This is a genomic window from Martelella mediterranea DSM 17316 (genome assembly GCF_002043005.1).
GTDB lineage: Bacteria > Pseudomonadota > Alphaproteobacteria > Rhizobiales > Rhizobiaceae > Martelella > Martelella mediterranea.
The window spans coordinates 2,805,968-2,831,014 of the sequence record NZ_CP020330.1; the positions used below are offsets into that span (position 1 = coordinate 2,805,968).

General features: G+C 58.7%; 18 protein-coding genes. 9 read left to right on the forward strand and 9 right to left on the reverse strand.

All coding sequences use genetic code 11. The features are described from left to right. The first annotated feature begins 22 nt into the window (after nucleotides 1–22). Nucleotides 23–292, forward strand: a complete 270-nt coding sequence (locus Mame_RS26705; protein ID WP_155122114.1) for a hypothetical protein — start codon at nucleotides 23–25, stop codon at nucleotides 290–292. Here the strand turns inward: Mame_RS26705 and Mame_RS13120 are convergent. From Mame_RS13120 to Mame_RS13135, 3 genes are all read right to left on the reverse strand, one after another. Then, nucleotides 239–442: a hypothetical protein gene (locus Mame_RS13120; protein ID WP_155122115.1), complete on the reverse strand. Its 204-nt coding sequence runs from the start codon at nucleotides 440–442 to the stop codon at nucleotides 239–241. The genes Mame_RS26705 and Mame_RS13120 overlap by 54 nt on opposite strands. After that, entirely contained in the window at nucleotides 439–792 is a 354-nt protein-coding gene (locus tag Mame_RS13125; protein WP_018066437.1) for a hypothetical protein, read from the reverse strand. The genes Mame_RS13120 and Mame_RS13125 overlap by 4 nt, the downstream gene beginning before the upstream one ends. Before the next feature lie 211 nt (nucleotides 793–1,003). Beyond that, complete coding sequence (locus Mame_RS13135) at nucleotides 1,004–1,291, reverse strand: helix-turn-helix domain-containing protein (RefSeq protein WP_018066439.1); 288 nt, start codon at nucleotides 1,289–1,291, stop codon at nucleotides 1,004–1,006. A 143-nt stretch (nucleotides 1,292–1,434) separates the two neighbouring features. Between Mame_RS13135 and Mame_RS13140 the strand changes: the two genes are divergently transcribed. The 4 genes from Mame_RS13140 (at nucleotide 1,435) to Mame_RS13155 (ending at nucleotide 8,066) form a co-directional block, all read left to right on the forward strand. Continuing rightward, nucleotides 1,435–2,118: an XRE family transcriptional regulator gene (locus Mame_RS13140; protein WP_026173759.1), complete on the forward strand. Its 684-nt coding sequence runs from the start codon at nucleotides 1,435–1,437 to the stop codon at nucleotides 2,116–2,118. 252 nt (nucleotides 2,119–2,370) lie between these two features. Beyond that, nucleotides 2,371–3,429, forward strand: coding sequence for a DNA cytosine methyltransferase (locus Mame_RS13145; protein WP_085986578.1), 1,059 nt, complete (start codon nucleotides 2,371–2,373; stop codon nucleotides 3,427–3,429). Continuing rightward, nucleotides 3,422–6,385 carry an ATP-binding protein gene (locus Mame_RS13150; RefSeq protein ID WP_033410784.1) on the forward strand — a complete coding sequence of 988 codons (2,964 nt, stop codon included), beginning with the start codon at nucleotides 3,422–3,424 and terminating at the stop codon, nucleotides 6,383–6,385. Before Mame_RS13145 ends, Mame_RS13150 begins: the two co-directional genes overlap by 8 nt. Then, nucleotides 6,330–8,066 (forward strand): response regulator receiver domain, encoded by a 1,737-nt coding sequence (locus Mame_RS13155; protein WP_155122116.1) that lies wholly within the window; start codon nucleotides 6,330–6,332, stop codon nucleotides 8,064–8,066. The genes Mame_RS13150 and Mame_RS13155 overlap by 56 nt, the downstream gene beginning before the upstream one ends. Before the next feature lie 636 nt (nucleotides 8,067–8,702). Here the strand turns inward: Mame_RS13155 and Mame_RS13160 are convergent. The 4 genes from Mame_RS13160 to Mame_RS13175 form a co-directional block, all read right to left on the reverse strand. Continuing rightward, nucleotides 8,703–10,247 carry a hypothetical protein gene (locus tag Mame_RS13160; protein ID WP_155122117.1) on the reverse strand — a complete coding sequence of 515 codons (1,545 nt, stop codon included), beginning with the start codon at nucleotides 10,245–10,247 and terminating at the stop codon, nucleotides 8,703–8,705. 106 nt (nucleotides 10,248–10,353) lie between these two features. Further along, nucleotides 10,354–11,148, reverse strand: coding sequence for a DNA adenine methylase (locus Mame_RS13165; protein WP_018066445.1), 795 nt, complete (start codon nucleotides 11,146–11,148; stop codon nucleotides 10,354–10,356). A 356-nt stretch (nucleotides 11,149–11,504) separates the two neighbouring features. Further along, the gene (locus tag Mame_RS13170) at nucleotides 11,505–14,234 is read right to left on the reverse strand and encodes a DUF2339 domain-containing protein (protein ID WP_018066446.1); all 2,730 of its coding nucleotides are present in this window, start codon (nucleotides 14,232–14,234) and stop codon (nucleotides 11,505–11,507) included. 276 nt (nucleotides 14,235–14,510) lie between these two features. Beyond that, nucleotides 14,511–15,035, reverse strand: a complete 525-nt coding sequence (locus Mame_RS13175) for a DedA family protein (protein ID WP_026173762.1) — start codon at nucleotides 15,033–15,035, stop codon at nucleotides 14,511–14,513. 315 nt (nucleotides 15,036–15,350) lie between these two features. Here Mame_RS13175 and wecB point away from each other — a divergent pair, with 315 nt between their 5' ends. The 4 genes from wecB to Mame_RS13195 are packed head-to-tail and all read left to right on the forward strand — an operon-like array spanning nucleotide 15,351 to nucleotide 23,116. Beyond that, a complete protein-coding gene (gene wecB / locus Mame_RS13180) occupies nucleotides 15,351–16,550 on the forward strand; it encodes a non-hydrolyzing UDP-N-acetylglucosamine 2-epimerase (RefSeq protein WP_210162278.1) in 1,200 nt (399 codons plus the stop codon). After that, the gene (locus tag Mame_RS13185) at nucleotides 16,547–18,790 is read left to right on the forward strand and encodes a cellulose biosynthesis cyclic di-GMP-binding regulatory protein BcsB (protein WP_018066449.1); all 2,244 of its coding nucleotides are present in this window, start codon (nucleotides 16,547–16,549) and stop codon (nucleotides 18,788–18,790) included. The genes wecB and Mame_RS13185 overlap by 4 nt, the downstream gene beginning before the upstream one ends. A gap of 10 nt (nucleotides 18,791–18,800) precedes the next feature. Beyond that, nucleotides 18,801–20,975, forward strand: a complete 2,175-nt coding sequence (locus Mame_RS13190; RefSeq protein WP_018066450.1) for a glycosyl transferase family protein — start codon at nucleotides 18,801–18,803, stop codon at nucleotides 20,973–20,975. Between the two features lie 2 nt (nucleotides 20,976–20,977). Beyond that, nucleotides 20,978–23,116 carry an NfrA family protein gene (locus tag Mame_RS13195; RefSeq protein WP_033410787.1) on the forward strand — a complete coding sequence of 713 codons (2,139 nt, stop codon included), beginning with the start codon at nucleotides 20,978–20,980 and terminating at the stop codon, nucleotides 23,114–23,116. A gap of 33 nt (nucleotides 23,117–23,149) precedes the next feature. Here the strand turns inward: Mame_RS13195 and Mame_RS13200 are convergent, their stop codons facing one another. Both Mame_RS13200 and Mame_RS13205 read right to left on the reverse strand, forming a co-directional pair. Beyond that, the gene (locus Mame_RS13200; protein WP_026173763.1) at nucleotides 23,150–23,998 is read right to left on the reverse strand and encodes an MOSC domain-containing protein; all 849 of its coding nucleotides are present in this window, start codon (nucleotides 23,996–23,998) and stop codon (nucleotides 23,150–23,152) included. A gap of 13 nt (nucleotides 23,999–24,011) precedes the next feature. Next, nucleotides 24,012–25,031, reverse strand: a complete 1,020-nt coding sequence (locus Mame_RS13205; protein ID WP_018066453.1) for a mechanosensitive ion channel family protein — start codon at nucleotides 25,029–25,031, stop codon at nucleotides 24,012–24,014. Nucleotides 25,032–25,047: the final 16 nt, after the last annotated feature.

Below are 25,047 nucleotides of genomic sequence, written 5' to 3' on the forward strand. Positions count from 1 at the left end.
ATTCCAATTGGAGACGATGAGAATGAGCGACAAAAAAGAAAGCAAGCAAGCATTCGCGGATCGCGTCGTCCGCACCGTGAATGATGCGAAACGTGGCGATGAGACGCTGTGGCGCCATCCCGTGGCCGAGGCGGTCATGGCTCTATTCGCTGCGGGCAGGCCAGTCACGCCGGAAAGCTTGATCGAGCAGATCAAAAACACAATGCCGACCGGCGACCCAGTCTTGGGTGACAAAACTTCAGGAGCGGCCATTGAACGTCTCCAGCAGTTCGTCGGCATAGAGAAACAGTAGCGTCGTGAAGACGCTAAACGCCTTCTCCTCATCGTCTTGGCAGCCCAGAAGCTCCAGAATGCTGGTGAGCGACTGAAAGCCGTCGTACTCATCACGGCCCTTTCGGTCCATGTACTCGACGATGCCTTCGATGATTGGGGACTTCATCACGCCGCCTCCTCGTAGATCGAGGTCAGTGCCGCGTCGGCGCGCTCCGCCATGGCGGCGTAGTAGGCCAGAAACACCGGGTTTTCGCAGCGATAGTCGATGATGCGCAGAGCCCGGTATACGGACTCTCGGGATCTTTCCTGCATCCGCGCCACGCGCCGTTTCGGCACGTTGAACTTGCGGATCAATATGTGCAGCGCGATCTGCCGCGCCAGCGCCGCGTCGAACATCTCATGCGGCGGGTCGATGATCTCGCTGATCGTCAGATAGGGAAAGCCCTCCCGCACCGCCATGACGCAGGCATGGTAGAGCGCGTGTTCGCGTTCATGAGCGCTGTGGAGATTAATGGTCATGCGTTTCTCCGGCATGTCGAAGTCGCAAACGCCATGTCTAATTCGCCGTGACGATTAGACTTGTGGTTGCGGCGGAAAACGGAAAAGATGCGAGCCGTGGAACGGAAGGACAGCTTGCGTCGGCCGGGCTCAAGCGTCTCGACAGAGATGAGCCTCTTCGGAAAACCGGAGAAACTGGCCAGAACCGTCTGTTCCTTCCGCTCCACGTTCATCAGGCGGCGTCCTTCGTGGTCTTCTCGCCTGTGGACTCTGCCGCGTATTCGCGCGACAGAATGGTGTTCGACCGTTTGGGATAGCGGCCGGGGAAAAGCAGTTCGACGGGAACCTTGAGAAAGCGGGCGATGGCACGCTCCACTTTCTGATTTGGCCGCTTCCATACGGCGCGGAAGGTTCCGGGGTTGAGTTTGTTGATCTCGGCGAGCTTCGTCAGCGTCATACCGCGACGATGAAGCTCCGCCTTGATCGCGAACTGATCCCACGTTCTGGGCTTATCCGGCATCTGTCTCTCCGGTCTGGGGCTGTTGGCGCAGCCCTTATTTTTGGTCAAACAACGCGCATTTGCCGTCAGCGAGTGCGCTACAGACATAGGGATAAGACATAATCCGGACTTTGTAAACCCGGAGTTTGTGTTTTAGGGGTTTTGTGGCACGCCAAGAGATATTCAAAACCGAGCTCGGTCGACGGCTGAGAGAAGTCCGGACGGCTCTTGGAGACCAGCAACGGGATGATTTTGCTAATATTTTAGGAATTCATAACCGTAGCGTCGCCAACTATGAGCGAGGCGATAACCAGCCAAACAGCGACGTGCTTTTGGCCTATCGGCAAAAGCTGGGCGTTAATGTCGATTGGATTTTGACAGGGGAAGGGGAGATGTTCGAAGAACGATCCCCGCGTTTAAAGTCCGAAAAGACCCTTATCACTTTACCATTTTTCGCTGCCGAGGCCGCCGCCGGCTTCGGCCGCATCGCCCTGGACGAACTGCCAGCCGGTTCCGTGGCCTTCGAACGTTCCTTCTTGCGCAGCCTCGGCGCATCGCCAGACAACTGCTTCGTCATGAAATCCCGCGGCGACAGCATGCAGCCCACAATCCCGGACGACTCCATCCTGGTCATAGACCAAAGCCAGACCGAAAAGATCGAACACGGCTGCCTCTACGTCTTCAGAGTATCGGACGTGCTCCTGGTAAAGCGAGCAAGGTGGCACATGGACGGCAAACTGGAACTAAGCTCCGACAACGCGGCCTATCAACCGGAATTCCTCGACCAGACACACGCGGATACGCTGAGCGTGCTGGGGCGGGTAGTGTATTTTTGTCGGGTCCCGTAATTGCAATGCACACTTTTCATTTTTTTATAGACCTGAAAGTGCTGTATAAATGCAGGTTGATACGAAATGACTCTATTGGTTGGGCTGTTGCGGGAAAACTCGAATCTCCTTGGGGTGAAATAACTGGGTGAATGGAGTATTTGGTATCATTATCGTGTATTCCACATGTGTAAACTTTAATGTTCTGGAAATGGGGGTAAATATTGTCTCGAGTTAATTGCGGCGATTGTGTAAACGAGACGCCTGTTTGTCATGATTAATGTAGTGGATTTTTTCTGCGGCTGCGGTGGGACCAGTGCGGGCTTGCGGGCTGCAGGTATGAATATTGTTGCAGGAATCGATATTGATGCGCAGGCGGGGCAGACCTACGCGTCGAATTTTCCGACTGCTCGATTTCTGATGAAAGATATTCAAACCTTCGATCCATCAGAACTCCAAAGTATATTAGGAGGCTATCAAGGAAAGTTGCTTTTTGCAGCTTGTGCCCCGTGTCAGCCTTTCACGAAGCAACATACGCATAAGAAAGTGGGCGACAACCGCAGGCAACTGCTCGATCATTTTCATAAGTTCGTGAGGGATTTAAGCCCAGACTATCTGTTGTTGGAGAACGTCCCCGGTCTGCAGAAAATAGCTTCCACGGATGGTCCACTTGGTCGGTTTGTCGCGCTGCTAAAAGAGTTAAAATACAGCTTTGATATTAAAGTGATCTCTTCACAAGACTACGGTGTCCCGCAGATTCGCAAACGCCTTGTTCTGATTGCGAGCAAGGTTGGTGATATCCGAGTTCCGGTTGCTACTCACGACGGCTCCGAAGAAAGGCCCTACCTGACCGTTTGGGATTGCATCGGAGACCTTCCTCCCATCGAGGCTGGCGGTATCCATCATAGTGTTCCGAATCATCAAGCTGCCAATCTGTCCGACCTTAACAAGGAACGAATTCGAAATACGCCGATCAACGGTGGGCGCATGGACTGGCCAGCGGATCTTGGTCTCCGATGCCATCAAGGTCATTCTGGTCATACCGATGTTTACGGACGGATGTCCAAGGACCGACCGGCATCCGCGCTCTCGACGAGGTGCATAAGTCTTTCGAACGGCCGTTATGGACATCCTACCCAAGACAGGGCGATCAGTGTGCGGGAGGCCGCACGTCTGCAGACTTTTCCCGATGATTTCCAGTTCCAGGGCACGTTGATTTCTATGGCGAGACAGATTGGGAACGCAGTGCCGGTAAAGTTGGCTGAAGCAATGGGCCGTGAAGTCACTAGACATCTGGCTCTCACAGATAATGAAGCGGTGGAAAATGGCTAAATTTCGCGTGCGAGCTCGCACCATTGACATGCTGGGCCGTCAGCAGATCGCCGGTATTCCGACCGCTCTCAGTGAACTTTTCAAGAATGCTCACGACGCTTACGCGAAAAGGGCGGAGGTTGATTACTTTCGAGACGAGAGGATTCTGGTTCTGCGGGATGACGGCCTCGGAATGACCCGCGATGACTTTGAGCAGCGCTGGCTTACTCTCGGTACCGACAGTAAGGTTGATAGCACTTCAGGGCTTACTTTGCCCCCCGTCGACAAGACACAGAAGCGGCGCCCAATCCTTGGTGAAAAAGGCATCGGGCGTCTTGCGATCGCAGTCATCGGACCTCAGGTTCTGATTCTAACCAGGGCTAGGCGCAACGACATCCCTGAAATGACAATAACCGCAGCGTTCATCCATTGGGGCATGTTTGAGTTGCCCGGTATTGATTTGGATGAGGTATCTGTCCCCATCAGAGAAACGAGTGCAGATGCGTTGCCCGATGAGGCCATGGTTAAAGAGATGATTGCAGAAGCTAGGGGCGCCATCGTTGCTCTTGGCTCACGTATTGAAGCTTCTCATAGGGAGCAGATTCTTTGCGATCTCGACTCCTTTAATGCAGTACCCGCAGAAATGGCAGGCTATTTGAATGAACCGAGCCTGACTGGCGAGGGGTGTGGAACACACTTTTATATAACCCCGGCAGATAGCCTTATCGACAGCGATATCGACGCGAGGGATGCCGACAATAAGGCCACCCGGTTCGAGAAGCATCTGATCGGCTTCACCAATACGATGACAGCCTCAGTTCAACAAGCACCCCCCATCATAACGCGGTTTCGAGACTATGTAGACGAAGGTCCGCCAATTGAGCGCCTTGGGGAGCGGGCCTTCTTTACATCCGACGAATTTAAAGAAGTTGATCACCATATCTCAGGGCGCTTCGATCAATACGGACAGTTTCGGGGCGAGATAGGCGTCTACCATCTGCCGCCTGAAGAGTACGTACTGAACTGGCCCGATGGTGACGGTCGAGCTACCAAATGTGGTCCATTCAATATTGAGTGTGGGGTGCTTCAAGGCACACCTAAAGATAGCCTTGTCCCACCTGACGAGTACGCGAGGCTTTCGCGTAAGCTTTTCAAGCACGGTGGTTTATATATCTACAAGGACGGAATTCGTGTTCAACCATACGGCGATTCTGATTACGATTTCATCGACATTGAAAAACGCAGGACGTATGGGGCGTCTTACTATTACTATTCATACCGTCGATTGATGGGTGTCATTGAGCTTGATGGAATTGAGAATGGTGAGTTGTCGGAAAAGGCTGGGCGCGAAGGGTTCAGAGAGAACGTCGCTTATCGCCAATTTCGGTCCATCCTGATGAACTTTTTCTTGCAAACCGCAGCGGACTTCTTCCGTGAAGACGGGCGGTATTCCGAGAAGTGGGAACTCTCACGCAGTGACCTACAGAAAAATGCAGAAATCCGCGCCAAGAAAGCCAAGCAATCGACGCAGAAGAAAAGATGGCTGCAGAGCGAGTTAACTCAGTTCTTTGAAGTATTAGAAAACCATGCGCCGGAGCGCGAGGTGCAGACGAAGATTGGGTATCTAGAGACGCGGGTTGGAGAAATCGCCAACAGTTCGCGAGACGGCCCCTCGAAGGCGCTTGCTCTGATGAGGGTCGAGAAAGAAGCCAAGGACGTTATCTATGGCTTGCAGTCGTCCCTCATCATTCAAAAACCTCGCGGAGTCGGTCTTAACAAGCGGTTGAACAACGAGTGGATCGCCTATCAAGCGGAACGAGAGCGTCTCGATGAAAAGATCTTCAAACCCGCAGGCGATGCCATTTCTCAAATTGTTTCGAAAGCTGCCACTGAATACAGCATCGAGGTCGACCCTGCCAGTCGCTTCATAGGAAATGTAAAGGCGACGGCAGATCGCGCACGAGACGAGATGAAGGCGACCAAGAGCAAGGCTGATGGAGACCTGGCGGCTTTCCATTCGCTTGCGAAAGCAAATAATTCGGATGCGCTTCGAACCTTGAATAAGGCGTACGACGAACTGATGGTAACTGCCACATCCATGGTGGGGACCACGAAGCCGGAGAATCTTGACTCGGGCCGAGACAGTCTTTTGAAGGACTTCGAAGATCTATTTATTGAGCAAAAAAATCGGATTCTCGGACTTCAAAATCAAGTCTCACAGATTCAGCTTTATCTTGAAGGCGACGGCTTCGACATCGACGAACTGACTGAATCGCTCGAAGAGGAACTGGAAGAACTGCGCGATCGCAGGGCTTCCGAACTCGAGCTTGCTCAAATTGGCCTCGCGATCAGCGCGGTGAATCATGAATTCGACAAAACCGTACATGCTTTGCGGGACGGTTTCCGCAGGCTCGAAGGGTGGGCGAAAGCAAACGACGATCTTGCTGAATTATATCAGTCGATGTTCTCAAGCTTTGAGCATCTCAACGGATTTCTTTCGTTATTCACTCAGATGGACATAAGGTTCAATCGCGATGAAACAGTTATACTAGGTAGTGACATAACTAATTTTTCGCAAAACTTGTTTGAGATGGCGCTGAAAGAAAGCGGTGTAGAGCTTACGTCGACCGAAAAATTTGAACATTTTGAATGGAAAGGTTTTACATCGACGTTCTATCCAGTTTTCGTGAACTTAATAGATAATGCTATCTACTGGTTGCAGGACCGGAAGATAGAAGACAAGCGCATTACGCTGGATGTAGAAGGACAAGATTTACTAGTAATCGATAACGGACCGGGCATCAGTGCTCGCGATCGGGAAAATGTCTTTAGTCTGAATTTCACAAGGAAACCCGGAGGAAGAGGGATGGGGCTTTACATATCGCGGCAAGCTCTTGAGAAAGTAGGATACTCGTTGGACCTTGATCCAACTGAAAGTGGAACAGTATTCCGTATTTCTTCCAATGAGAAAGCCTGATGCCATGCGTAACTTCAGCGAGTTCCAGCTAGAGGCGACAAAGCAGTTTGCTCATACTTTGATAGTGGTCGACGACGAGGCGGCAGCAGATCTGGATGAGCCAGTGAAGTCAGCCGCTAAGATAAAAAAGCCAAGCCGACGAGACCTAGCAAAACCGGTTGCTGTAACACCTTCAAAGTCGACTGATCTGAAACACCCCTTGCGAGCTGACGTGCTCGTAGAAACCTCAATGTCGCTTGGCCTAATCTGCTCGGTCGTTAAGCCGAAGCCAAACGACGGGGCACCTGAGCGTGTAGCGAAGGCTTCGCAGAAAGCAGATATATTGTGTGTAGATTGGGAAATGCATAGAGACAATGGTAAAACCGCAGTTGATATCATAACCAGAGTTATTGCTAGCGACGAGGCCAACGGCGGTCGGTTCAGGCTGATTGCAATATACACTGGTGTGGCCGACAAAGTGAGGATTCTGAATTCGGTCCTTAAGTCAATCCCGAAGACGACACGCGATCGAAAGTGCCTGGCGATCAGGGAAAACTATATCGAAAGTGCAGACGGTCTTCGGATTGTTTGGCTATTTAAACAAGGCGGCACTTTTCCAGCGAATATGGCCGAATTCGCGATTCCCGAGTCAGCGCTACCTAGTAGATTGCAGAAGGAGTTCTCCCTGCTTTCACGAGGTGTCCTCACGAACGTAGCGATCGCGACAATCGCCTCCATCCGAGCAGCTACGCACCATGTTATTTCAAAGTTTGGGAAGGAAATGGATGGTCCATATTTTCAGCATAGGAGCACTATTCGCAGTCCAGAGGACGCTGAGGAGTACGCGACCGCTATCATCCTAAGCGAACTAAAAAATGCGATCGATAGGTCTTCAATCGCGGCAAAATTTGCAGGAGCTGAAGCGCTCGACAAAGCTCTCGACGATTTGCCGGCAGATGTGGAGCTCGGCGACGGTAACAACTTCTCAACAATAGACCGAAGTCTTTATAAAAAGCTTATTATCGATGGTATCAAGCCAACTCTCAAAACGAACCAGCCGTTACAAAACAAGGGCGCAAAATTTTTCACGGAGCATCTCGCTCAGCCTCTTCGTGCTGACGAAGACGGACGGAAGCTCGATCTGCTCAAATTTGCTGCGTTGACGGGGCTCTCCGCAGATGCAGAGGCTCCCTACGCCTACCATAAACCCAGCCTTTCACTGGGCACATTGGTGCAAGATGCAAGTGGTAACTATTATCTTTGTGTGCAGGCATCATGTGACTCCGTCAGAGTAATTGCCCCGCAGCCCTTCCTTTTTGCAAAGCTCGAGGTCGTACCTGAAGAGTCAATCAGTAGCCATAAGGATAAAATTGAATTTGTGGTGCCCCGAAAGAACAAGGGTATAGGAAAAAGCTTTGTTTGCCTGAAGCTATCGGACAAAGCACCATATGCTGCGCTAATTTCGATTGTGTTTCCTCCAACTGAGGACGAAAAAGTTGTAGCAAAAAAAGCGCGAGACGGCACGCTTTATTTTGAGGCCGCTACGCTTCCCATAGGGAAAAGGGCAGAGAAACATAAACGCTATCTATGGATAGCCGATGTTAAGAGAAAAAGGGCGCTTCGCACGGTTCAGTTTATTGGCCAAGAAATGGGCCGGATCGGTTTCGATGAATTTGAGGCTTTCCGCCGGAAATACCGCTAATCGATCGGGCGCAGCTGGCGGGTGATGCGCTCGCATGGGCAGAGATCAGTGCGCTGAATTGCCTCAGTTTGGGAGTACATCAGTCAAGTTTCCTGTGAACAGTGACCAACCGTCACTTCCATGTTTGGCGGACGATTTTTTTAACTAAGGCATTGAAATGTTTAATAGACCTGTGAAGTTGGTAGCCGCTTCCATGTCTAGGTTGGAATTTGGCTTTGATTGTTGAATTTTTGGGTCTTTTTCGAGAGTTTCCTAGGCCTCTCTGAAGCGCGTTTGAAGCAGGTCCGTGAAAACGCCGCCAGAGTCCGTGAAGCCCTATATCACGGGCGCTTGGCGGGCAGGGGGCTGCTCAGTTCCATAAGCAAGCTTATCGCGCATCCGCGGCGGATGCTTCTGTTTTCACGCTTTTTGAAAGGGTGGAGTCCGGCCGGGCCATGATCGTGCTGAGGGCGGGCCCCTCAAGCCCTCAGCTGTCAAAGGCGATGCCCGGTGCCGCCGCCCGGAATATTGACAGATCGCTTGAGAAATAAGGCATTCGCGTGGATTCCCGCCTGTTTCCGCATATTCCCGGTCATTGCAGCCTCATCTGTCAAACAACAACCAAAACATCAGTTGAAGGGCGACTGTCTACTGCATTTAAGTCTTTGTATTCGGAAGATGCCGGCCGACGTGCCCTATCGCGATCTTTTTTCGTTCTGAATCGAAAAGGAAGTGAATGGAAGCGCATGAATTCGTGTCGCCTGCGCCGATTGTAATATGTGGCTCGAAAAGCTGCTTTTCCCCGCGATATTCAAACTCATAGTGATTCTTGTATTTTCCTTTCGTCGTATCTGAGATGTGCATGCTACTCCGTTTGCCCCACCCTCTATTCCTCAGGTGCAGGAGAATATCACCTCCACTTCCCTTTTCGCGACGGTTTCGCTCCCAATCGTCGACAATTTCACTAAGGTCTTTTAGCGCCCTGAATATATCGTCCGGGCGCTGAAATGGACAATCATCGGCAGAGGATAGTGCTGATGGCAAAATTTCTAAGTTGCTAAATTTTGTAGCTGCTTCGCGCGTTGCCTCTGCCACCGAGTGGAAAGAAACGACATCATCGTCTCCGCCATCAAGCTTGTCGTCCGGCCCATCTTCCAGGGAAAAGAAGACCTGCTGGTTTGCTTTCAGGTTGGCATTCTCCGCCTCAAGTTGCTCAATTTTCTTCTCTGCTAAATCAAGGCGTTCCAGATCACGTTCGTAGTCCGCCCAGAAATTGTCCCCTGTCTCTCTCTTCTCTGATAAGAGCCTTTGCCGCTCGGCCGCCTCAGCCCTTCGGATGAGATCGGCTATGCGAGGATCTGGAATGTATCGAAAGGCTGTGACGGCAAATATCGATTGTTCGATTTTGCGGGAGGCAGAATTTGAGCCGATTTGGTCAATCCAACTGCCAAGAAACAAGCGATGACTACGAGGAGACGATTCTGTTGAGAAACCGGGCCAATAAATCCGCGCAGCGCCGTTGAAGCACGAAAGTTCGCGACCGACCTCGTCAACGAAGTCCCACGTAAGTTCAGGATCTTCAATGCAAACAATGACGGCCACTCCGGCAAGATTTAGAGCGAGTTTTTGAGGATCAATTCGATTGAGGTCACCTCGTGCGTAAGGGGAGAGGAGCACGATAGGGAGCTTCCTTAACTCGCTATTCAGCAAGATCAGGAAATCCTGCAAGCTCTCACGCCGAACAATATAGGGCTCCGCTTGAATTTGCATATCGCCCACAAAAGCTGGCGATCGGGAGCAGATATCGCGAACAACCCGCGGTGAACCGAACGCTAAACGGGCCGGCGAAACGCTATACTCCACAGACTCGATGGAGATCAGGTGTTCGACACCACATCGATCGTTAAATTGTCCTACTCGAATTTCGTTTAGCCACCTAAGCCCTGCGTCTTGATCGTGAGGCAAAACCCACCTTATTCGCACAGCGCGCTCGCTACCGTCCTGAAACAAGGCGGAAGCAAGCTCATGTCCCTCTGGAAGGTCTATGAGAGGTTCCGACGAACTGGGATCAAAATCGAACTCGGGCATATTCCTCCAGTCCCGATAATGTCCGACTACCCAATCACGATAGCTCGAGAGCACCTCTTGCATGCCTGCTTTCGTCTGAACTTCAAAACGAGATGCGTATACCAGTCTCGGCATTTCTCCTCCCCCTTGAGAAATAGATTCTTTACGCGATCAATCCCTGAATACTGTCCGTCAAGTATTCTGGGCGCAACATGTAAATTGTCTAATTTACTAAAGCACTTCATCCGACGATAATGACCTCCTTCACGCCCTTCCCATTCCCCTCCGAGATTGAATAGGTGCAGTCGACCTCCTCGATGTCGAACCGTGAGAAGGTTTCGAAGACGCCTTGAACGGCGTTCAAGGACAGTATGAAGGTGCCTTGAAGGCCGGCTAAAGCCTCCGCCATCGCCTCGAAATCCTTGCCGCCGAAGACGTCCGCGCCATAGTCGGCCTCGTTTCCCCAATAGGGCGGATCGAGATAGAACAGCATGCCCGGCCGGTCATAGCGGCGGATGAAGTCCTGCCAGGGCAGGCATTCGATGACGACGCCGGCGAGGCGTTCGTGGATGTCCTCCAGCGTCGAGGCGAGCTTGACCAGGTTGAAGCGGGCGCCGGTGGTCTTGCTGACCCCAAAATTCCGGCCGGCGACCTTGCCGCCGAAGGCGAGACGCTGGAGATAGAGGAAGCGGGCGGCGCGTTCGAGATCGGTCAGCGTCGTTGGATCGGTCTTCATCAGCCGCTCGAATTCCCGCCTTCCGGAGATCTGGAAGCGGAGCGTATCCATGAACTGCGGAAAGTGCCGCTGCAGGATGCGGAAGAAGTTGGCGACGTCGCCGCTGATATCGTTGATGACCTCCGTCCTCGGCTGGCGATCGCGGCGCAGGAACACGCCGCCCATGCCGACGAAGGGCTCGGCATAGCCGTCATGCGGGGTCGCGTTGATCCTGGCGATCACGGTCTTCGACAGGATGCGCTTGCCGCCGATATAGCCGGCTGCGGGAACGGTCGGAGCGACCGGGCGCTGATTTACCATTTCAAATATCCTACGAATCGCTCACAACGCGCAGGCCCTTCGGGGTGCGGGTGTGGCGGTTATCGTAATGTGCTGCCCGGCGGGTCCTTGACGCCAATCTTTGGCCCGTCGCGCCTTGGCCTCGTCGGCTGACGATGTCGCGGTTTTGACCTTTAGACAGCATGGGGCGTAGAGCGCCATGCCCATGGCGTCGGGCACGATTTTCAAAAGGCCTTTCAGTTGATAGTGAAGGCCGGGATATAGCTGCCGTCAGATCATCCGCGGCGGATACTGGCACCATCCCAACAAGGGCTCGATTTGTCCCGCGCTGCCTATTCCCGTGGCGGATGAAACCGGGAGGAACGGCGGCGAATTTGTTATAAGTCTCCACCTTCGCCAGGCGTTTCGGCCTTGTCTGACATCCTGTTCCAGCGCTGGTTCATGGCGCGGTCGAGCCAGCCGAGGCCGGCCAGCGCCAGGCCGAGGCCGATGAAGGATACGACGCGCAGGAGCCCTTCGAGGCCGGAAATATCCACCAGGAAGACCTTCGCGATTGTCAGGCCGGTCGCGGCCATGGCGACCTTGCGCAGGGCATGGGAATGGCGGGAAAAGCTGATCAACAGAAGAACCGCGCAGATGATCACCAGCGCGATCGTGTAGCTGTAGAGTTCCGGCTGGGTGACGCCCGGGACCGAAAGGTCGTTGCCGCGCCAGAACCGCCGGATTTCGCAGGCGACATAGAAGCCTGCAAGCAGGCTCGAGACGCAGGTGAAGGCAATCCGCAATCGCCGGCCGAGCGTGTCGATCTTCCAGGCGCCGATCGCCAGCACGGCCGCGAGCGGCAGGTAGCTGAGCGCCAGGCTGTCGAAGATCGCCGGCCCCGCTACCGGGTTGAGGCGGAACAGAACCGGATTGGTGACTGTGAGCGGCACGGCAATCAGGGCGGTGGCGACAAGGCCGAACAGCACGGCAAGAGCCGCCCGGAAAATCCGCAGCCACCTGCCGGTCGTCGGCAGGCGGTTGATCTGGGCGAGCATGGCGATCGCCATCACCGCGGCGAGCAGCCCCGGTTCGTCCGGCACCAGCCGTTGCAGCAATGCACAGGCGAAGACGGCTGCAATCGTCCATGTGGCGGTCTCGATCGCCGCCTGCACGGATAGCCGCGCGCGGGAAACGGTCAGCCGCCACCCGACATATAGCAAGGCCAGCGTGCCGCCATAGGCCTCGATGAAGGCCAGCCATGGGGTGGTGCTGCGCACCGCCCAGAAAAAGCCGGGGCTCGCGATCAGGCGGAAGGCGATGATGGCGAGCGCCACCTTGGTGAAGATGCCGATGAGCGCAAGATCGAAACGCCGGTCGAGCCAGATGGTGAGGATCACGACCACGCCGAGCGCCAGCGTCAGCGCCGTCTGGGTCAGCACCACGAACAGCGCCAGCGCCAGCATCGACAGCGCGGCGATTGCGAAGAGCGCCGCGCGAAGCTGTCGCTGGTTGGCATCGCCGCTCCGCAAGGTTCGATCCGTCAGCACGGTCATGACCGCCGCGATCGCGAGAATGTGGAGGCTCCAGAGATAATCCCCGAAGGCGGCCGCCGGCGACCAGAGAAACTGGAAGATGAAGGCGCTCGCCGGCGCAAAGGTCGCGGCCCCCAGGGCAAAACCTAACGCCGCGCGGGCATCATCCGCGGACCGGGGCATCCGCCAGAAGGCCATGATCGATGCAACTGCCGAGAGGACGAGGGCCAGTGTTATGAAGGAGGTCGCGGGTGTCGTCGCAGCTTCCCGCATTGCGAGGAACTGAGCGAAAAGCGGACCGTATTCGACCGCTTGCAGCGCAAGCACGGCCAGAAACGCGGCGGTGGGCAGGAGCGGGATGTCTTTCAGCGCCTCGGCGCGGTGCATCCATATCAGCGTCGCGCCAAGGACGAGGGCGACGAGCAGGAAGGCGACAGTCGCCTCTGTCGCGGACGGCGCTTCGAGAGACAGGTAAATGCCGGCCGCGCTGACGAACAGCGTCATCGCCGCGACAACCCGGGTCGGGAAATCCGCGCGCGGGCGAAGGCCGGCAAGCGTCGCCAGAACCGTCTGGCCGGCATGCGTCGGCACGAAGCTTTGAACGGGGATGGTGACGGACGCCAGCCAGGAAAGCGCGAGAAACGCCGTATAATGGATCAGGCCGCCGGTCGCGACATAGAGCAGCGTGGCCGCGCTTGAGGTCGCGATCAGCACCACGGCGGAGACCCAGGCCCAGCGCTTGACGCTGTCGACGGCAAGGCCGGCAATGGCGATGAAGGCGAAATAGTAGAAGAACAGCCAGCCGCTCTCGGATTCGCCGCCGACAAGAAAGGGCGCGGCTGTGGCGCCGATAATGCCGACGGCGCTCAGCACCGAGCCATAAAGCCAGCCGAGCGCCACCGCCAGTATGCTGACCAGAACCAGCCCGGCGAGCGTGGTTTCGGGGGAAACGAGGCCGTAGAGAAGACGGGCGGCGAGCACGGCGGAAAAGAGCGTCACCAGTCCCGCCCCGGCGAAGACCGAGGGGAGGGCTGCCGTGGAGGCCGTCCGCTCGTCGCCGTAGCGGCGGCGGATCGCCTCGCCGACGGCGATCATCAAGGCGCCCAGCGCCAGCGCGCCGACCACGCGCCAGACCGGCGTCAGCAACCCGTTTTCGACGCCATACTGAACCATGAATACACCACCCAGCGCCAGCGAAAGCGCCGCCAGAGCGATCGTCCAGTTTTGACGAAGCCACTGTGTGAACTGCCGCATGACCTCGCCGGTAAAGACAAAGGCGCGCGGCGGCCCCTTGACGGCGCTGGATGATTTTTCTGCTTCGGCCGGCGGCGCACCTTCCGGCGGCGCGACGGTTTCGACTGCGGGCGGCTCCACGCTTTCGACCGGTTTTCCGGTTGGCGTTTTTTCCGTGCCGTCTGCGACGGCGGCAAGGTTTTGTTCCGCATCGCCCTGCGCCTGGCGCTCCAGTAGTTCCAGCCGTTGGTGGGTTCGCTGCTGCTGATCCTCCAGTTTCTTGAGACGGCTCCTCACCCTGGAATGCGACATGGCGAACGCCACGAGGAGGATCACAAGAAGCCAGAAAACCGAAGTCATATCAAAATATTCCACTTGCAGCACAATGCGACAGTTTAACGGAGGCAACTGTTACCGTGCGCAGAACACGTTGTCGACTGGCCACAAAACCGCCTGACGGTCGTCTTCTGTTTCCAGTGTCTCATGCCGTCGAGCGGCAGAACGGCCAGCCATGCAAGACGCGTAGTTTCACTAACGAAGCCACCGATCGCAGCGGACGCTTCATGCTGGTCGAGCCGGAAGGCCCGCCGGGCAGGATTGCGCCGGTCCGCGCGCCTTCGCCTTTCCGCCAGGCTATCACGACGGCGCGCCGTGCAGGTCGAGGTGGAGGCGCTCGGCGATGACGTCGCCGAACATATAGGGCCCGATGGTCCAGACCGCGGCCCACAACAGGCCGCCGACGATGTTGGCGGCGAGGAAGGACGGCCAGCGCATGCCCATCGAGCCCGCCGCGATTCCGTTCAATTGCCGCAGGATGACGACGAAGCGGGCGCCGACCACCACCCATGCGCCGCGTTTTTCATAGAGTCCCTCGATCCATTTCTGACGGTCTTCCGTCATGCCGACGTAACGTCCGTAGCGCGAGATCACCGCCCGGCCGCCAAACCGGCCGATCAGATAGCCCGTGCTGTCTCCCATTACGGCCGCGCAGACAACGACGAAGAATATGCCCACGATCGATAGCTGTCCGTCTGCCGCCAGCAACGAGGCGCCGATCAACGCGCTTTCGCCCGGCATCGGCGCGCCGAGCGATTCGAGATAGATGATGATGAAGAGCGCGAGCAGCCCGTAGTGGTGGAGGTAAGGTTCGATGAAGGTGATCGAGTCTTTGATGAAATGCGCCATGGGACCTGCTTGCTTGAGACGCCGGCATGTACTTGACGGCCGGTTTGGTTGTCCTTTGGTTGCTCGTGGCTCACCTTGCCCGATTTTCGTCCACGACGCCACAACCCTGTTTCGCCTGCGAGACCCACGGTCTGGCGCAAACTTCTGCCGGCTTCCGATCTGGTGGCGATTTCCGACGCGCAAAGCGGAAGGTTAACAAAAAGTAACCCGCACAAAAGACACGTTTCCCCAATAGCAGGGTCTCCCAATCCGGGCTCACCGGAAGCATCTGTTTTGGATCGGAGTAAGAATTTGACCAGGATTCTCTGTGTTTTCGGCACCCGCCCTGAGGCCATAAAGATGGCCCCGGTGGTCAATGCTCTGAGGTGTGATAGCGCTATCACAACTGAGGTTTGTGTTACCGGCCAGCATCGCAGCATGCTTGATCAGGTGCTGTCGCTTTTCGCAATCAAGCCGGATTTCGATCTTGCGGTCATGGCGCCCAACCAGGGGCTGAATGCGCTCAGCGCGAAGATGATCGCCGGTCTCGACCAGGTATTCGAAGAGGCGCGGCCTGATGTCGTCCTGGTTCACGGCGATACCACCACGGCAATGGCGGCGGGCATTGCCGCCTTCCACCGCGGCATTGCCATCGGGCATGTCGAGGCGGGGCTGAGAACCTATGATCTTTCGAAGCCCTGGCCCGAAGAAATGAACCGGCGGCTCGTCGATGTCGTCTCGGCCTACCATTTCGCGCCGACGCTTTCGAGCGCGCGCAATCTCGCGGGCGAGCATCTTCAGGGCAGGGTCGTCGTCACCGGCAATACGGTGATCGACGCGCTGACGGAGGTTGCGGCCCGCATTCGCGGCGACGCGGCCCTCGGGGCCCGGCTGGACGCCGATTTTCCGTTTCTGGATTCCGAGCTGAAGACCCTGCTGGTCACCGGGCATCGTCGCGAGAGTTTCGGCGGCGGTTTCATCAATATCTGCAAGGCGTTGCGCGAACTTGCACGGCGCGAGGATCTGCAGATCGTCTATCCCGTGCATCTGAACCCCAATGTCGCGGGGCCGGTCCAGGATATGCTGGGCGGGCTGAACAACGTGCATCTGATCGCGCCGCAGGCCTATCTCGAATTCGTCTATCTGATGGAACGATGCCATATCATCCTGACCGATTCGGGCGGCGTGCAGGAAGAGGCGCCTTCGCTTGGAAAACCCGTCCTGGTGATGCGCGATGTCACCGAGCGACCGGAGGCGGTTGCGGCCGGCACGGTGAAACTGGTTGGAACCGACACCGCGAGAATCATGCGCGAGGTCGTGCACCTTCTGGACGATCCCCGAGCCCATGCGCTCCAATCCGCCGCGATCAATCCCTATGGCGACGGCAAGGCCGCGCAGCGCATCGTCGATACGCTTGCCGGACGCGCCGTCATTCCCTTCGCAGCGGAGGCTGCCCCGCATGCCCGCCCGCGCCACCTGCGCGCTGTTTCCTTGAGGACTGCCACGAAATGAAGAACACCAAAACCGCCCTGTCCAGGAACGCCGTGATCGCCACCCTTCTTGCGGGCACGGTGGCGCCAGTCCTGCTGGTTCCGCAGGAGAGCCATGCCGGCGCCATCGCCGATACGCTTGCGGCGGGGACCAAGGATCGGGTGATCACCCGCAAGGTCACGCTGGAGGAACTCGGCATCGGCACGCCGCTGGCGCTTGGATCGACCGGGGCCGAACGCGATATCTATATTCCCGTTCCGGCGGGCGTCGAGCTCATCGACCCCACGCTTAATTTCGAAGGCCGTTACCTGCGGGCGGATGGCGGACAGACCACCTATACGCTGTCGGTTGACGATCGCATGCTGCTTGCGCGCTCGCCGACGGATGACGGCGGCGCGACCGATACCAGCATCGGCATCGATGGCGCGGCCCGCGACAACGGCTTCGTGCATCTGAAGGTGAACTGGTCCTCCGCCACCGGGCAATATTATTGCGACGATGCGCGACCGATCGGCAACATGCTCGAGATCGAGCCCGACACCTATCTGGAATATGGCTATGCCGCCTCCGCGGTGAAGGATATCAGCACGGCATGGTCGGCGCTTCCCACAGAGGTGACGCTGCTGGTTTCGGGTAGCCGCCTCGACAAGAGCAGCTATGATGCCGCATGGCGCATCGGAACCGCGCTGCAGCGCGACGGCAAGACCGTCAGGACCATCGCCCTGCCGAAGGTGGGCGACCAGATACAAACCGCCGCGCTGACGGTGCCGCCATCGCTTGCCGGCATTCCGGCGTTCAAGAGCCTAGCGGGCGGCGGTGAGGTGCAGATCGCCAGCGAAGCCGAGATCGGCGCGCTGATGCTGCTCGACGCCCCGCAATTCAGCGCCGATATCGCCGTTGCCGACGGCGCGATGGCTGAGCAGTTGAAAGCCGCGCTCGATGCCGTTTCGGCGGAAATCGTCGCCGCCGATGGCGCCGCTTCCGCTGCTGTCGCGACCATCCGGCAGGATTTCAACGCGCTTGGCCAACCCGTCGGCTCGCAAACCGTCGGGCTGCGCACGCTTTCGGGCCGGCCGGTCATCGCGGTTGCGCCGGATGCGGCCAATGCCGCGGTCGGCCTGTTCGATACGTTGTGGCGTCAGTCGGCGGTGTCGGGAGATCTTACGCTTGCCGCTGCGGCGATGCCGCCGGGTGAGGGCGACGCCATTGCGCTTGGTGCGCTCGGTAAGGCGCCGAGCCGGCTCGACGTCGTGGCAAGGGGCGACTGGTCGACGCAATTCGACCTCGGCACGGCTGCGCCCGGAAAGGTGCCGAGCCGCCTCGACCTCAACGTCTCGGCGGCCCCCGGCGCAACCGCGACGCTGCCGGTCGCTTCGGTTTCGATCAACGGCTATCTGCTGGGGGCCAAACAGTTGAAGGCCGACGGCACGCCCGAACAGATTTCAGTCGCCATACCCGCCTATACCCTGCTGCCGCGCAATGTCATCAACGTCGAATTCCAGCGCCAGCCCGCGAGTGATCAGTGTCGCGAAGTTCCGCAGGCCTATCCCGCCGCGGTGCTGCCGGATAGCCGCGTCGTGTTCAAGGACGCGCCTGCCGCCGATGGCTTCACCACGCTTGTGGCGAAGCTGGCGGGCGACACAGAGGTGGCCGTGCCGGCGGCTTGGCTCAACGATGCGCTGGAGACGCTGCCGACGGTGATGAGCGTGGCCGATGCCGCGGGCATCGCGCCGGCGCGCGCCGAATTCGCGGTCGTCGATACGGCCACGGCGCCGGTGCCGGACAAGCCCTTCCTGTTCTTCGATATCGCGCCTGAAAAGGGCGCGGATCGCGTCAGCGTCACGGGCGACAAGATCACGATCGACTCCGCGCGCGGCGAGCGGCTTTTCGATGCCGCCGGGCTTTCGGACGTTTCGGTAGCCGAGGCCGAGCTCGACCAGAGCCAGCCGGGCCTTTACTACCGCACGGTCGGCGCCGGGGCCGATCTTGGCAAGCCGTTCAGCTTCGGCCAGGGCGATGTCGCCATCATCGGCGAAAGCGGTGTTCTGACGGCGCTGAATGCCAGCGGCAACACGGTCTATGCCGCCTCCGGTGCGCCGCTCGACGAAAGCAACGGGTCGACGCTGCGTCTGATCACGAGCCCGAAATTCTGGCTGGAGCAGGCGCCGTGGGCGCTCACCACGCTGATCATCGGCGGTTTCCTCCTTCTTCTCCTCCTGGCCGGTCTCGCGCGCCGCAGGAACCGGGACAAGCGGGACTAGGCCGACAATCATGCAGCTTTACTGGCCATTCCTGTTCGCCGACTATTATCGGCTGCTGGAGGATTTCACCGCGATCGTCGCGGTGATCATCCTGCTGTCGTGCCTCGACGATCTTTTCATCGACGCGATTTTCTATGGGCGGGCGATCAAGCGGCGGTTCGCGGCCAGGAAGCACCACTACCAGCCGCTTCAGCCGGAACAGCTTCATAACCGCCCCGAACAGCATATGGCGATCATGGTGCCTGCCTGGCTGGAGCACGACGTGATCGCGGCCATGATCGAAGGCATGGTGCGCACGCTCGACTATCGGAACTACACGATTTTCGTCGGCACCTACCGCAACGACCGTGCGACGATCGACGAGGTCGAGCGGATGCGCAAGCGCTACCGCCAGCTTGTGCGCGTCGAGGTTCCCCATGACGGGCCGACCTGCAAGGCGGATTGCCTCAACTGGGTGGTGCAGGCGATTTTCGCCCATGAGAAGACGCACGGCATTACATTCGCCGGCACCATTCTGCACGACAGCGAGGACGTTCTTCATTCGCTGGAACTGCGCTTCTTCAACTACCTTCTGCCGCGGATCGACCTGATCCAGATTCCTGTGAACTCGCTGGAGCGCAACTGGTACGAGCTCGTGGCAGGCGTATACATGGATGAGTTCGCCGAATGGCACGGGAAGGATATCGTCGTGCGCGAGGCCTTGTCAGGGATGGTGCCGTCCGCCGGCGTGGGAACATGTTTCTCGCGCAAGGCGCTGCTGACCCTTTCGGCCGAAACCGACAACCAGCCCTTCAACACCCAGACGCTCACCGAGGATTACGATATCGGGGTGCGGCTTGCCGAACACGGCATGCGCTCGATCCTCGCGCGGTTTACCGTCGATTATAAAATGCGGCGCAAGTCCTGGTTCGGCTTCGGGCCGGAGCGCGAGAAGATTGTGCGAATGCCGCTTTGCGTGCAGGAATATTTTCCCAACAGGTTCCGCACCTCCTATCGCCAGAAGGCGCGGTGGTCGCTTGGCATCTGCTTCCAGGGCTGGGCCTATTTCGGCTGGTACGGTTCGCTGGTCGACCGCTATTTCCTGCTGAGGGACAGAAAGGCGATCGTCACCAGCTTTGTCACCGTTTTCGCCTATCTGCTGGCGCTCCAGTATATCGTTTTTCACTTCGCCATCAGCTTCGGCCTGTTTACCACGACATATCCGCCGCTGCTTTCGGTTCATGGCTGGGTCGGTGTCGTGCTGATCCTGAACGCCATTGCGCTGGTGGCGCGGGTCGTGCAGCGCTTCTATTTCACGTCGCGAACTTTCGGCTGGGAGCATGGATTGCTGTCGATCCCGCGCATGGTGGTCGGCAATTTCGTGAACTTCATGGCGATGGCGCGCGCGCTCAAGCAGTATGTCACCCACCTCGTGACCGGCAAGCGGCTGGTCTGGGACAAGACCATGCATGACTTTCCCTCGGGCGACGGGCTGGTGGAGCGCAGCGCCAGGCTCGGCGATCTGCTCGTCACCTGGCAGGCGATCGACGACGCCCAGCTTGATGAGGCGCTCGCCAAGCAACGGCAGCAGCGCCGCCCGCTCGGTCGTATCCTGATCGATGAAGGCTGGCTTCAGGAGGAGGTGATCGCCGAAGCCGTGGCTTTCCAGGCGGGCTACGAGATGCGGGCGATCGCAGAGGACGATGTGCTGAACGCCCGGGGCCGGATTTCCACCGATCTCTGTGTTCGCTTGCGCGTCCTTCCGGTGCAGGATGCCGGGGACGGGCGCTTGATGCTGGCAGCGGCGGTGCCGCTGGAGCCGCAGGCGCTCGCCGAGATCGTCGCGGCGTGCGGCGAAACGCCGAAAGTCTGCATTGTCCGCGACAGCCAGATCATGGCGGGTCTGGACCTTCTTTGCGAACGCGATGTCGCGGACGGCAGGCGCGTTTCGCCCCTTCCCAATGACGTGTTGCCGCGCCTTGGCGATATTCTCGTCGAACGAGGCGATATCTCCCCGGAAGCGTTGCGGGCGGCGCTTGCCGATTATTCTCCCCAGCGCGACGGGCTGATCGGCGCCTATCTCGCCGCCCGGGATGTAGTCTTCAACCAGGCGATCGAGGATGCGCTGGCCGAGCAGCGCCGCAGGATCGAGCGATTGCGCGGGAACCGGACGCTCTCGCCACCTGTTGCCGGAAAGGCGATTTGAACATGGCAGCGACAAACACGAAACGCCCATACCGCAATGCTGTGTCCCGGCTCGCGCTGTCGGCGGCGGTTGCGGCAATCGCGCTCTCACTGGCTGCGCCCTCCGTTCTGGCCGACGACCAGTCTCCGGCGCCGCTCTCGCAGAGCAGTCCAGCCTATCAGGCGGCCGATGCGGCCTATCGGGCCTATGGCGCGGGCGATTATGACAAGGCGGTGGAGGAGGCCAGGAAGGCCGTTGAACTTGCGCCCGATCATGAGGCTTACAAGACCCTGCTGAAGAATGCCGAGGCCGCGCGCGACCTTGAAAATAGTAAGAGCGCGCCAAGCGACAGCGTTTCGGAAACAAGCCCCGCCTATGAGGCTGCCGATGCGGCCTACAAGGCCTATGCTGCGGGCCAATACCGGACCGCCGTGGATCAGGCCAGGAAGGCCGTGGAACTGGCACCGGACAATGCCGACTATCGCACGCTTCTGAAGAATGCCGAGAGAGCGGCCAACCGCCCGCCCGCCGCGAAGGCGAGCCCTGCCGACCGGCAGGCGGACGCGGCCTACGCCGCCCAGCGCAAGGGCGATCTGGCAAGCGCTGTCGACCATGCCCGCAAGGCCGTCCGGCTTGCGCCCGGCAATCTGTCATTCCGCCTGCTGCTGATCGACCTGCTGAACGGCCAGAGCGACACCGCCGCCGCGCTGGCGGCGACGGATCAGGCGATCGCAGCGCTTGGCGACAACCGTGAGCTTCTGCGCCGGCGCGGCGTGCTGGAACAGAAGAGCGGCGACCAGACCGCGGCGCTCGCCGATTTTTCGCGCGCGCTGGAGCTTCCCGGCCCGGCGGGCGCCGAGCGCCAGCTCAGGCTGGACCTCGCGGCCGCCGCGATGGCGACCGCAGACCCTTTGCTGGCCTATCGGACGCTGCAGCCGCTCGGCGACGATGCCGGTTACGGCGTCTGGCTGCAACGCGGCACTGCCTTGACCGCGATGGCGGATTATGATGCCGCCGGCAGCGCGCTCGTCCGGGCCGGCGCTCTGGCCGCAAGCGAGGCCGAACGGGCGGACGTTGCCGCGGCGGAAATAAGGCTTGCCGCCGCGCAGGACGGCAAGCGGCAGGCGCGGGCGATGTTTGCTGAGGCCTCGCAAGACGGATCTCTTGCGCCGCTTGGCTCCGCCGATATCGCCTATCTTGCCGCAAGCGTCGGCAATAAGGACATCGCCTATCAGTCCTTCAAGGATGCCTATGATCAGGGACAGTTGCGGGGCGCGCAACTGATCGACGCAGGCTACGCCGCCGTCAGGGACTATCGCAATGAAGAAGCGGTCGACCTGTTCAAGCAGGCGATCGACCAGGCCGATGCCGGCGTCTTTCCGCTTTCCGAAACCGAACGCTTCAATCTGCGCCGCCAGATCGGCGACGTCTCGCGCCAGTGGGGCGCCTATGCCAGCGTGATCTATGGCACCAGCGGCATCTCGGACGGCTATCTGTCTCCGGCGGCCTCCGCCGGCGAGGTGATGCAGGTGGGGACGGAAATATACTGGCGTCCGCCGATGTTCGGCTATCGCGACGGGCGCACGGTCGACCTGTTCCTGCGCCAATTCACCACCCTCTATGATTCGCTCGACGGTCCGGTTGGCGCTTCGACCATGCAGGGTGCGGCAGGGATCCGGATCAAGCCGTTCTCCGATTACAATTTCATTGTGGAGGGGGCGCGCTACTTCAAGATCGGGCGCGACAGCCGCGACGATTACCTGCTGCGGGCGGCGATCTCCGGCGGCTTCAATACAGACCTGATGCCGGAAATGTCCTCATGGTGGACGGGCCAGTATTTCGGCGAAGTCGGGCGCTATCTCGAAAGCAACCAGAACTTCGCCGACGGCTACGCCCAACTGGGGCGCAGCTTCAAGCTTGGCGGCGACGACGGAAAATTCGTGCTTACGCCCTATCTCGGCATCGCCGCCGACTACAACAGCACCGACGCCAATGAGTTCGCGCTCGGCGCCGGCCCCGGCCTCAAGCTCAGCTACTGGTTCCGCGAAAACAAGTACGAGGCGCCGATGTCGCATATCGACCTCAATGTGCAGTACCGCGCGCGCCTGGGCGGCGATAACAGGGCGCAAGGTTGGTTCGCCAGCCTCGGCCTGTCATTCTGAAGGCAGTAAGGCGGTTCTGCCCGACGCCGTATTTCACGCCCGCTTCTTCACCGGCCAGCGCTCTGCCGTGCTTTTGGTGACGGTGACCGGGTCGCCGACGCGCAGCATGCCTTCGCCGCGTGGCACCGCATTCCAGCCGAACAGCGGGCCGGGGACGCGACGGTCGGCGGACATGCGCAGGCGGCCGAGCGCCGGCAATGGATTTGCGCCTTCGCGCGAGCCGGTGGTCTGGTCCTGCGTGGTCATGATGCAGCGGGTGCAGGGCTTGACGAAATCAAACGCGATGCCGCCGATTTCGATTGCCGCCCAGCCATCCTCTGCCCAGGCCTCGTCGCAATCGACCACGATATTGGGCCGGAACCGCTCCATGCCGACTTCTGTCGCGCCATGGGCCTTCAGATCGGCGTTGAGCGCGGCGAGCGATCCGGTGGTGGTCACCAGCACCTGAAAACCGTCCGCGAAGGAAACCGGCGTCTCATCGCTTACCCAGTCTCGGCTTGCGATTCGCTCTGCGGCGCTGTCGAAGAAGGCAAGGCGGACCGGACGGTCGAACCAGTCCGAAAGCATGTCATCGGCCGCGCCGGTGCTCGCCGCCGCGTTGACGGTGTCTTTCCAGACGGTGACATCGATCCGCTGTTCGCTGGAAGGCCCGGTTTCGATCGCGTCCTTGCCGTCCATTGACAGCATAAGGCCATCCGGCCCCGGACGCGCCGTCACCCGTGCCAGGGCCGGAAGGTCGCGCTGGGTGATGAAACGGCCATCCGGCTCCGTCAGAACCGCTATGCGATCGCCCTCGAGGCCGGTCGCACGGCAAAGCGCGGCATCGAGAGGGATGCCGCGCGCGCTTTTCATGGGATAGATGTTGAGTTCTGCGATTTTCACCGGCGGGTTCCGATCATTCACGTTGTTTCTTCGCGCCGGCCCTGGCCGCCGGCTTGTTCGCCGCCCTGCTTGCCGGCTTGCTGCCCGCCTTGGCTGCCGACTTGGCTGCCGGTTTGTCTTCTGCCGTGTCAGCCTGTTCGTTGTCAGCCTGCTCGCTTTTTTCCGGCTTTACCGGAAGTCCATCATCGTCGAGCGTCGAGAGCGTGACCTGCGGGAACGGTATCGAGATGCCGGCGTCGTCGAAGGCGAGCTTGGCGTCGCGGGTCATCACATGGGTGGTCTTCCACCACAGCGGGCCGGGCACCCAATAGCGCATGGCCACGACCACGGCGCTGTCGCCGAGTTCCTTGACGAAGGCATAAGGCTCGGGATCGGAGAGTACGTTTTCGTTGTTCTTCGCCAGATCAAGCATGATGTCGATCGCCTTGCGAAGATCGTCCTCATAGCCGATGCCGATGGCGAGTTCGTGCATGCGCTGGGCAACGCGAGAATAATTGGTGATCGAGACATTCCAGAGCGTCGAATTCGGCGCGAGCCGGTAGAGGCCGTCGAAGGTCTTGAGCTCGGTCGCGAACAGGCCGACCTCCTGCACCGTGCCGTCGATGGAGCCGGTCGAGATATACTCTCCGACCTTGAACGGCCGCAGCACCAGCAGCATGATGCCGGCCGCGATATTCTGCAACGTGCCCTGCAGGGCGAGACCGATGGCGAGGCCGGCGGCGCCGAGAGCGGCGAGGATCGACGCGGTCTGCACCCCGAACTGGCCGAGCACCATGACGATGACGATGGTGAGAATGCCGTAACGCGCGATCGCGCCGAAGAACCCGGCCAATGTCTTGTCGACATTGTCGAACTTCATGAAAGCGGTTTTGACGGAGCGCTGGGCAATCGCGGCGACGATCCAGCCGACGATCAGCAGGATAATCGCTCCCAGCACCGAGAATGCATAGGTGACGACAAGCGCCATCATCGCTTCGGCGAAATCGCTGGATGCATTCAGAAGATCGGAGGCTTGCTTCTCTATCGAATCCATCAATCAGTCCTTATTA

What these genes read in the sequence shown, in the direction of transcription:
- Mame_RS26705 (WP_155122114.1), top strand. Translation starts at nt 23, where the DNA reads ATGAGCGACAAAAAAGAAAGCAAGCAAGCATTCGCGGATCGCGTCGTC.
- Mame_RS13125 (WP_018066437.1), bottom strand. Translation starts at nt 792, where the DNA reads ATGACCATTAATCTCCACAGCGCTCATGAACGCGAACACGCGCTCTAC.
- Mame_RS13135 (WP_018066439.1), bottom strand. Translation starts at nt 1,291, where the DNA reads ATGCCGGATAAGCCCAGAACGTGGGATCAGTTCGCGATCAAGGCGGAG.
- Mame_RS13145 (WP_085986578.1), top strand. Translation starts at nt 2,371, where the DNA reads ATGATTAATGTAGTGGATTTTTTCTGCGGCTGCGGTGGGACCAGTGCG.
- Mame_RS13150 (WP_033410784.1), top strand. Translation starts at nt 3,422, where the DNA reads ATGGCTAAATTTCGCGTGCGAGCTCGCACCATTGACATGCTGGGCCGT.
- Mame_RS13160 (WP_155122117.1), bottom strand. Translation starts at nt 10,247, where the DNA reads ATGCCGAGACTGGTATACGCATCTCGTTTTGAAGTTCAGACGAAAGCA.
- Mame_RS13165 (WP_018066445.1), bottom strand. Translation starts at nt 11,148, where the DNA reads ATGGTAAATCAGCGCCCGGTCGCTCCGACCGTTCCCGCAGCCGGCTAT.
- Mame_RS13170 (WP_018066446.1), bottom strand. Translation starts at nt 14,234, where the DNA reads ATGACTTCGGTTTTCTGGCTTCTTGTGATCCTCCTCGTGGCGTTCGCC.
- Mame_RS13185 (WP_018066449.1), top strand. Translation starts at nt 16,547, where the DNA reads ATGAAGAACACCAAAACCGCCCTGTCCAGGAACGCCGTGATCGCCACC.
- Mame_RS13190 (WP_018066450.1), top strand. Translation starts at nt 18,801, where the DNA reads ATGCAGCTTTACTGGCCATTCCTGTTCGCCGACTATTATCGGCTGCTG.
- Mame_RS13195 (WP_033410787.1), top strand. Translation starts at nt 20,978, where the DNA reads ATGGCAGCGACAAACACGAAACGCCCATACCGCAATGCTGTGTCCCGG.
- Mame_RS13205 (WP_018066453.1), bottom strand. Translation starts at nt 25,031, where the DNA reads ATGGATTCGATAGAGAAGCAAGCCTCCGATCTTCTGAATGCATCCAGC.